Source organism: Rhodopseudomonas sp. (assembly GCF_048594845.1).
Lineage (GTDB): Bacteria > Pseudomonadota > Alphaproteobacteria > Rhizobiales > Xanthobacteraceae > Rhodopseudomonas.
This window is the reverse complement of the sequence record NZ_JBMDXE010000183.1, coordinates 1-8467: the sequence shown is the minus strand read 5'-3', so window position 1 is coordinate 8467 and position 8467 is coordinate 1. Positions and strand designations below refer to the sequence as shown.

The 8467-nt window shown below is 66.1% G+C and carries 9 protein-coding genes and 1 pseudogene; 8 read left to right on the top strand and 2 right to left on the bottom strand.

Annotated elements, in window-relative coordinates:
• From ACOJTD_RS11570 to ACOJTD_RS11535, 8 genes and pseudogenes are all read left to right on the top strand, one after another.
• On the top strand, positions 1 to 1263 hold a 1263-nt coding region (locus ACOJTD_RS11570; protein WP_420133057.1), incomplete at its 5' end, for a methylmalonyl-CoA mutase family protein.
• A 36-nt stretch (positions 1264 to 1299) separates the two neighbouring features.
• On the top strand, positions 1300 to 1530 hold the full coding sequence (locus ACOJTD_RS11565; RefSeq protein ID WP_420133056.1) for a nucleotidyltransferase family protein: 231 nt from the start codon (positions 1300 to 1302) through the stop codon (positions 1528 to 1530).
• Between the two features lies 1 nt (position 1531).
• The gene (locus ACOJTD_RS11560; RefSeq protein ID WP_420133055.1) at positions 1532 to 1804 is read left to right on the top strand and encodes a DUF86 domain-containing protein; all 273 of its coding nucleotides are present in this window, start codon (positions 1532 to 1534) and stop codon (positions 1802 to 1804) included.
• A 74-nt stretch (positions 1805 to 1878) separates the two neighbouring features.
• Complete coding sequence (locus ACOJTD_RS11555; protein ID WP_420133058.1) at positions 1879 to 2667, top strand: hypothetical protein; 789 nt, start codon at positions 1879 to 1881, stop codon at positions 2665 to 2667.
• Positions 2651 to 3643, top strand: a pseudogene (gene meaB, locus ACOJTD_RS11550) (methylmalonyl Co-A mutase-associated GTPase MeaB). The gene ACOJTD_RS11555 and the pseudogene meaB overlap by 17 nt, the downstream one beginning before the upstream one ends.
• 119 nt (positions 3644 to 3762) lie before the next feature.
• A complete protein-coding gene (locus tag ACOJTD_RS11545; protein WP_420133054.1) occupies positions 3763 to 4419 on the top strand; it encodes a pyroglutamyl-peptidase I in 657 nt (218 codons plus the stop codon).
• Positions 4420 to 4485: 66 nt separating this feature from the next.
• A complete protein-coding gene (locus ACOJTD_RS11540) occupies positions 4486 to 4743 on the top strand; it encodes a hypothetical protein (RefSeq protein ID WP_420133053.1) in 258 nt (85 codons plus the stop codon).
• 102 nt (positions 4744 to 4845) lie between these two features.
• Complete coding sequence (locus tag ACOJTD_RS11535) at positions 4846 to 6201, top strand: TIGR03808 family TAT-translocated repetitive protein (protein ID WP_420133052.1); 1356 nt, start codon at positions 4846 to 4848, stop codon at positions 6199 to 6201.
• A gap of 8 nt (positions 6202 to 6209) precedes the next feature.
• Here ACOJTD_RS11535 and ACOJTD_RS11530 read toward each other — a convergent pair whose 3' ends face one another.
• Together ACOJTD_RS11530 and ACOJTD_RS11525 are read right to left on the bottom strand one after the other, a co-directional pair.
• Complete coding sequence (locus ACOJTD_RS11530; protein WP_420133051.1) at positions 6210 to 6539, bottom strand: hypothetical protein; 330 nt, start codon at positions 6537 to 6539, stop codon at positions 6210 to 6212.
• A 185-nt stretch (positions 6540 to 6724) separates the two neighbouring features.
• On the bottom strand, positions 6725 to 8467 hold a 1743-nt coding region (locus tag ACOJTD_RS11525; protein ID WP_420133050.1), incomplete at its 5' end, for a carbohydrate porin.

The following is an 8467-nucleotide window of genomic DNA, read 5'->3' as shown; positions in this document are numbered from 1 at the left end:
CTGATGGCGGGGTTCTCGCCCAAAAACCCCATGAGCAGCGCCCTGCGCACCCACTGCCAGACCTCGGGCTGGTCGCTGACCGAGCAGGACCCCTACAACAACGTGGTCCGCACGACCGTCGAGGCGATGGCGGCGACGCAGGGTCACACCCAGTCGCTGCATACCAACGCGCTCGACGAAGCGCTGGCGCTGCCGACCGACTTCTCGGCGCGCATCGCCCGCAACACCCAGCTGTTCCTGCAGCAGGAGACAGGCACCACGCGGATCATCGACCCGTGGGGCGGCTCTTACTACGTTGAACGGCTGACTCATGATCTCGCCGTCAAGGCCTGGGGCCACATCCAGGAAGTGGAGGCGCTCGGCGGCATGGCCAAAGCGATCGAGGCCGGCGTGCCGAAGCTGCGAATCGAGGAAGCCTCGGCCAAGACCCAGGCGCGGATCGACACCGGCCGGCAGTCGGTGATCGGCGTCAACAAGTACAAGCCGACCGATGAGGCCCCGCTCGACGTGCTCAAGGTCGAGAACTCGACGGTGCGGCGCTTGCAGATCGACAAGCTCGCCCGCCTGCGTAAGGAGCGCAAGCAGGCCGACGTCGACGCCGCGCTCACGGCGCTCACAAACGCAGCGTCCGACGGCAACGGCAATCTGCTGGCGCTGGCGATCGACGCGGCGCGCGCCAAGGCCACCGTCGGCGAGATTTCCGACGCGCTCGAGAAGGTCTACGGTCGGCATCGCGCCGAGATCCGGTCGCTCACCGGCGTCTACAAACGGGAGGCTTCGACCATGTCGGATCGCGTGGAGAAGGTGCAGGCGCTGATCGACGCGTTCGAGGACGCCGAGGGCCGGCGGCCGCGCATCCTGGTCGCCAAGATCGGCCAGGACGGCCACGACCGCGGTCAGAAGGTGATCGCCTCGGCGTTCGCCGACATCGGCTTCGACGTCGACATCGGGCCGCTATTCGCCACCGCCGACGAGGCGGCGCGCCAGGCGGTCGAGAACGACGTCCATATTCTCGGCGTGTCGTCGCTGGCCGCCGCGCATCTCACCGCGGTGCCGGAACTCAAAGCCGCGCTGAAGAAGCAGGGCCGCGAGGACATCATGATCATCATCGGCGGCGTCGTCCCTCCGCAGGACTACGACGCGCTGTACAAATCCGGCGCCGAGGCGATCTTCCCGCCCGGCACCGTGATCGCCGACGCCGCGGAGGAGCTGATCCAGAAGCTTAACGCGCGGCTCGGCCACACGAGCCAGGCGGCGGAGTAGGCTGCGTCGCCGGCAGCGATGTGGTAGTCTGCAGGCATGACGACCGTCGCCGACATGTCGCTGGACACGATTCTCGCTCGATTGCGCGAACGAGCCGATGCTTTGCGCGCCGAGGGAGTCGCCAAGTTGTTTGTGTTCGGCTCGCGCGCTCGCGGAGACGCGCGGCCGGAGGACTCCACGGGCCTCAAGTTCCAGGCCACGCTACGCCGCTCGATGCCCGCAGCCTTCGCCGAGCGCATCGCCGACAATCTGGTGGAGGTGTTTTGACGTGCCTCCGAGCCTCGGAGATCGGCTAACTCATATCGCCACCGCGATACAGAATATCCGTGGCGCGCTGGCGGGTCGGGTCCTTGGCGATTTGCAATCGGATCCCGTGTTACTCGCTGCAGTCGAACGATTTTTGGAGAGGATCAGCGAGACCTCTCGGCACATTCCTCAGGATCTGAAAGCCAGCGAGCCGACAATCAACTGGCGGCGCCTTGCTGATTTCGGCAATTGGCTGCGCCACGGCTATCACGCCACCGACGCCGGGTTGTTGTAGGAGATGGTCCAGCGCGATCTCGAACCACTCGAGCGATTCATCACACGCGTTAGCAAGGAAACCGACCGTTGAGCATCACCAGTCATTGGCGACCCGCACTGGCATTCTCGTTCGCCCTGTCGCTTCTCCTCTCCCCCGCCCTCGCCGAGCCGGCCAAACCCAAGCCCGACTTTGCGGTGAAGACCAAGGCGATCGACGGCACGGTGCTGCTCGATGCGGCCATCAAGGCCGATGCCAAGCTCGCGGAGAACTGTCTAGCGGAGGGCAAGAAGTACATCGGCGAGCAGCGCGCCGAGGCCGAGCCCGAGCTGAAGAGCGATCCCGAGCTGTTCCGCAACGGCCCGTGGACCTATGAACGCAGCTACACGCAGGACTCGCTGGTTGCGAACCGCTATGTCAGCGTTCTGCGCATGGATTACAGCTACACTGGCGGTGCCCATCCCAACACCGAGATCGACACCATCCTGTGGGACAGGCAGCAGGCCAAGCGCATCAGCATCCGGCCGTTCTTCACCGACCTCGCCGACGGGAGCCCGGCGATGCAGGCGATGGTGAAAGGCGTGCTCGCCTCGCTGAAGGCCGAAAAAAAGAAGCGCGGCACCGAGGATGATGGCGAAGACTATGCCAAGAGCATTGAGCCGAAGCTCTTGAAGATCGGTCCGGTGACGCTCGCCCGCTCGACCGAGGCCGGCAAGAGCTCGGGCCTCGTCTTCCACTACGCGCCCTCTGCGGTCGGCGCCTATGCGGAGGGCAGCTACGATGCCTACGTGCCGTGGCAGAGCCTGAAGCCGTATCTGTCGGCGGAAGGCACCGCGATCTTCGGCGGCGAACGGCCGAAAGGCGACGATGACCGCAACAAGTAAGAAGCAGCTCGATCTGCCGTCATTGGCGAGTGAGGTGCGGAGCGGTCACCGCGCCGCGCTGGCGCGCGCGATCACGCTGATCGAAAGCCGCCGCGGCGATCACCAAGCCTCCGCGCGGGCGCTGGTACAGGAGCTGCTGCCGGAGACCGGCCGCGCCATTCGCGCCGGCATCACCGGGTCGCCGGGCGTCGGGAAGTCGACCACGATCGAAGCGCTCGGCATGTAGCTGTTCGAGCAGCGCCGCAAGGTGGCGGTGCTGGCGGTCGATCCGTCCTCGGCACGCACCGGCGGCTCGATCCTCGGCGACAAGACCCGAATGGCGCGGCTGTCGGCCGAGCCGCACGCCTTCATCCGCCCCTCGCCCTCCTCGGGCACGCTCGGCGGCGTCGCGGCGAAGACGCGCGAGGCGATGCTGCTGTGCGAGGCCGCCGGCTTCGACGTGGTGCTGGTCGAGACCGTCGGCATCGGGCAGTCCGAGACCGCGGTGTGCGACATGACCGACTTCTTCCTGGCGCTAATGCTGCCGGGCGCCGGCGACGAGCTGCAGGGTATCAAGAAGGGCCTGGTCGAGCTCGCCGACATGATCGCGATCAACAAAGCCGATGGCGACAACATTGCCCGCGCCAACCTCGCCGCCGGCGAGTATCGCGCCGCGCTGCACATCCTGACGCCGCGCTCGGTGCATTGGCAGCCGCCGGTGCAGACCTATTCGGCAATGACCGGCGCCGGCATCGCCGAGCTGTGGCAGTCGGTTCTCGCCCACCGCGACGCCACCACGCCGTCCGGCGAGTTCGAGGCCCGGCGACGCGAGCAGCAGGTCAAGTGGATGTGGACGATGCTGGAGGACCGCTGGAAGGCGCGCCTGAAAAGCGACGCCGCGATCCGCGCCAAGGTCAAGCACACAGAAACCGAAGTCGCCGCCGGCCGGATCACCCCCGCGCTCGGCGCCGATGCGATCGCCGAGCTGCTGGCGTGACCAATCTGATGCCCCACCGTCATTGCGAGCGAAGCGAAGCGAAGCAATCCAGTCCCGTGCACGGCGCCGGATTGCGTCGTCGCTTCGCTCCTCGCAATGATGGGGATCGGCAAGACATCATGACCACTCCCCTCCGCATCCTGATCACCGGCTTCGGCCCATTCCCGGGCGCGCCGTACAATCCGACGCCGAAGCTGGTAGAGCGGCTCGTAAAGCTGCGGCGGCCGGCATTCGATACGGTCGATCGCATCGGCCATATCTTCCCGGTGAGTTACCGCGCCGTCGATCGCGAACTGCCGCGACTCCTCGCCGCGCATCGGCCCGATGCGTTGCTGATGTTCGGCCTGGCGGCGCGCACGCGGCATCTGCGGATCGAGACCCGCGCGCGCAACGCAGTGACCACGCTCTGGCCTGACGCAGAGCGTACGACGCTGCGCACCAGCTCGATCGTGCCGGGCCGCAATGCGCAACCATTCGGCCCGCTCGGCGGCAAACTACTCCGCGCCGCAAGCGCCACCGGAATCGACGCGCGGCTGTCGTGGGACGCCGGACGCTATCTGTGCAACTATCTGAGCTGGCGCGCGATCGAAGCGACGCGCGCTCCGCAGGGGCCCCGCCTTGCCGCCTTCGTCCACGTCCCACTGCTGGCGCGAGATGGCAGCCCTTGGCCTGGCAGCAAGATCGATGCGGAGCATCTCGTCGACGCCGGCGAGGCGATCCTGCTGGAAATGATCCGCCATGTCCGGCGAACGCGCCCTCCGCTCACGACGGCGTGATCCCGGGTCAAGTTCCGGACTTGAACCAGCCTGAAGGCTCCGCGTTGAAAGCCTCGGAGGAACGCCATGCCCTACGCGCTGTATTGCGACGATGCCAAGATCAGCAAGGCTTACCCGACCGAAGCCAGCGTTTGGAAACACGCCCAGGAAAGCGGCCTCGTCGTCGACGTCGACTCGGGCGATGAGTCCTCGCGCCCGCGCCGTATCCTCGACAATGGCTATGAGATTCGTCCGTGCAAGGCAGAGCCCGGCGAAAGCCCCGAGCACAACGAAACCGAAGCACACGCGGCGCGTGACTATCAGCTTTCGCGGACCGCCGCCTGAGTTAACCCTACCGCCAAACATCGCTGCTCTGCGACACCGCCGTCCTCCATGGGGCGGCGGTTTTTGCGTTACCAAGGCCTTTGTTCACGCAGAGGCGCCGACATGACAGTCCACCGACGTGATCTGCTTGGCGGAGCTGCCAGCGCGCTTATCCTCACCGCGACGCCACTCGCGGCGGCACCGTTGACGTCGAAACGCGGCCGCGACGCGACGCAGCTCGGTGTCCGTCCTGATAGTTCGGACGATCAGACCGCCGCACTGCAACGGGCTATCGATGACGCCTCAGAACGCCGCGTCCCGCTGGCGCTGCCGCCCGGCAGCTATCGGACCGGCACGCTGCGGCTCCCCTCCGGCGCCCAGCTCACCGGCGTGCGCGGCGCGACGCGGCTGGTGTTCACCGGCGGTCCTTCGCTGTTCGACAGCACCGGCGCCGATGCGCCCACCCTGTCCGGCCTGGTGCTCGATGGCGGCGGCATTGCCCTGCCCGCACGGCGCGGCCTGGTGCATTGCGTCGGCGCGCGGGCGCTACGCATCGAACAGTGCTCGATCACGGCGAGCGGCGGCAGCGGCATCTGGCTGGAGACCACCTCCGGCACGATCAGCGACAATGTTCTCACGGCGATCGCCGAGACCGGGATCGTCTCGTTCGATGCGCTCGGCCTGCGCGTCGATGGCAACACCATTCTCGGCACTAACGATAACGGCATCGAAATCCTGCGCACCGCGATCGGCGACGACGGCACGCTGGTCACCGGCAACCGGATCGAGAACATCAAGGCCGGCCCCGGCGGCTCGGGCCAGTACGGCAACGCCATCAACGCCTTTCGCGCCGGCAACGTCATCGTCAGCGGCAACCGCATCAAGAACTGCGACTACTCCGCAGTGCGCGGCAACTCGGCGTCCAACATCCAGATCACCGGCAACAGCGTCAGCGACGTCCGCGAGGTCGCGCTGTATTCCGAGTTCGCGTTCGAGGGCGCGGTTATCGCCAACAACACAGTGGACGGCGCCGCGCTCGGCGTATCGGTCTGCAACTTCAACGAAGGCGGACGGCTCAGCACCGTGCACGGCAACATCATCCGCAATCTTCGGCCGAAGCGCCCGATCGGGACCGCGCCGGACGACGACGCCGGCATCGGGATCTATGTCGAGGCCGACACCGCGGTGACCGGAAACGTGATCGAGAACGCGCCCTCGTTCGGGATCGTCGCCGGCTGGGGCCGCTATCTGCGCGACGTTGCCATCACTGGCAATGTCGTGCGCAAGGCATTCGTCGGCATCGGCGTCTCGGTGGCGGATGGCGCCGGCACCGCCGCGATCAACGGCAACGTCATCGCCGAGACTCAGCGCGGCGCCGTGGTCGGCCTCGATCACGCCAAGCCAGTGACGCCGGATCTGACGGCACCCAATGCGGCGCGGTTCGCGCAGATCGCGCTCGGCAGCAATTCGATCCGCTGATCCGCACTCTACTGATACGCCGCCGCAAAGAAGCTTCGTTCCAGCCGGAAGTGCCCGCCGACGTCGCGATAGACCTGTCGCAGACACTGACCGTCCCGGCAGACCGCGGTGGCGCCGTTGCGGCAGCCGAGGTACTCATAATGCAGCACGATGGTGGCGGGCGTGTAGGTGGCGAAGTAATGGCCCGCGACCGGGCCAGCCGGACATCGCGCCGCAACCGCCCGCTGGATTTCGGACGGCAGTTGCGTGAGGTGGTAGGAATTCCAGAGCGAGTCCTTCGGCGTCTGGGCCGACGCGGTTTGGCCGACTGTGCACAGGCACAGCAGGGCCAGGCTCACCAACATCGATCGTGCGATCACAGCATCCTCCCCGAGATGCGGCGCGCCTCGACAGCGCGTGACAGTGGATCTGCACGCAACGATAACTAACCCAAGCTGACAGGATGCTTGCAACGACGATGAAGCGAGCGGCGTGCAACACCGCATCTGCGAAGCGGTATCAATATTGCAGCGCGGCGCTGGGCTTAGAACTGCGTGCGCAGCCGCGTCGCCACGATCGAGACCGGCCCGCGATCGCGATTGAACGCCGGATGGGCGATGAACTGATAATCCGCGGTGAGCCGCCACGAATACACTGGCAGACTGTAATAAGCTTCGATCACCTGCTCGTCGCCGGGGTTGGGCAGCCGGCCGTCGCCGATGATTGCGGTCAGACCTCCTGCGTCGAGATAGGCGATGCGAGAGGTTGAGATGTGATTGAGCAGACCGGCCAGACCGAACGTATCGTCGTCGCGTCCCCACAGCCGTCCCGATACGGAGACGCCCGCCGAAACGGTCCGATCCGAATCCGTGAAGGCGTTCGCTTCGAGATTGGGGCTACCGAAGCCGGCGCGGCCGAACAGCCCTACATCCGGCGTAACCTGCTGCTCGAGGCTGGCCGACAGGCCGGTCTTGCTGGTGTAACGCCGCACGTCGGCTGTGCTGGGGATGGCACCGGTCGCCTGCGCCAGCCGTACGGCGTCGGCAAAATTGCCGAGACGCGCCCGGTTGAGAAAGCCAGTGAGCAGCAGCTTGCCAGGCTGACCGCCCAGCGTGTGGCGGTGCTCGATCTCCCCGATCAGTTCGAACTGGCCGAAGGCTGGGTCGAGGTCGGTGCTGTTCGGCGTCACCGGCAGATCGAATACCCCGCCTCTCACCGTCCAGGCGCCGACGTACCATTCCGCCACCGCCCCATAGGTGAAGGCCCAGGCATCGGCCGCGTAGTCGAACGTGGCCGCATCAGCGAGGCCCCAATTGAGGAAGCCCACACGCGGATCATGAGCGTATTTGTTGACGTCGAAAATGTCGCCGACCGCGAATTTGCCGGCGGTGAACACGATGCGGTCCGCCGACTGCTTGCCGGCGAACTGGTTCGGCGCGCTTTGCACCGTTTGCACCTCGCCGCCTAGATCAATCGTCTGCCGAATGAAGTAGCGTGGCAAACGGGCGTAAGGGTAGTTCGAACCGACCTTGTAAGACTCGCCACTCGGGAACGCCGCGACACCGAACGTGCCGCTCAAGCCGAATCCCTGGTCGATCTCCGGGTTGATCCACAGTTCCGCGCCATCCCAAAGTTTGGCACCCAAATAGAATGTGGTGTCGAAGGTTTCCCGGCCCTGGTTGGGCGTCAGGCTGTTCGTGCCATTATACGGCGCGCGAAAAGGCAGCGCATATTGCCAGGTCAGCGTCGCCTGGCCGTGCACCGCGAAGCGCTCCAGTTCCAACGCGTCGATCCCCTTGGTGAAGACTTCGCTTTTCGCTAGGTCGTCGCCGAGACGATAATTCAGCCCGAGGCGGAAGCTGTGCAGCAGCAGATCCGTCTCTGCCCGCTGTCCGTCAATCGGAAAGCTCGCGGCGGCTGAGCCGAAACCGGTCGCGAGATACTCTGCCCGCGCGGTCCACGCCGGCGCCAGGGGCACCTCGACGCCGACGCCCGCGGCCCAGCCGAACCGCCACAGCAGCGCCGTCTCGGTCGTCGACGCCATATCATCTGACCAGCGCAGTCGGTCGTAGCTCCAGGCAAGGCCGGCCGTGACATAAGGCAGCCAGTTGCCGACCGCGTAGCCGAGCCGGCCGCGGAGGGTACCGCTGAGCAGCTGTTGCTGCTCAAAGCTTTGGGTGCCTCCCCCAAGACCACCGAACACCCGGCTGCCGCGGATCCGGTTCGGCGACACCAGATCCGCCTCGACGCCTATCAGCCAATGCGACGGCAGCAACACGTTGTAGCC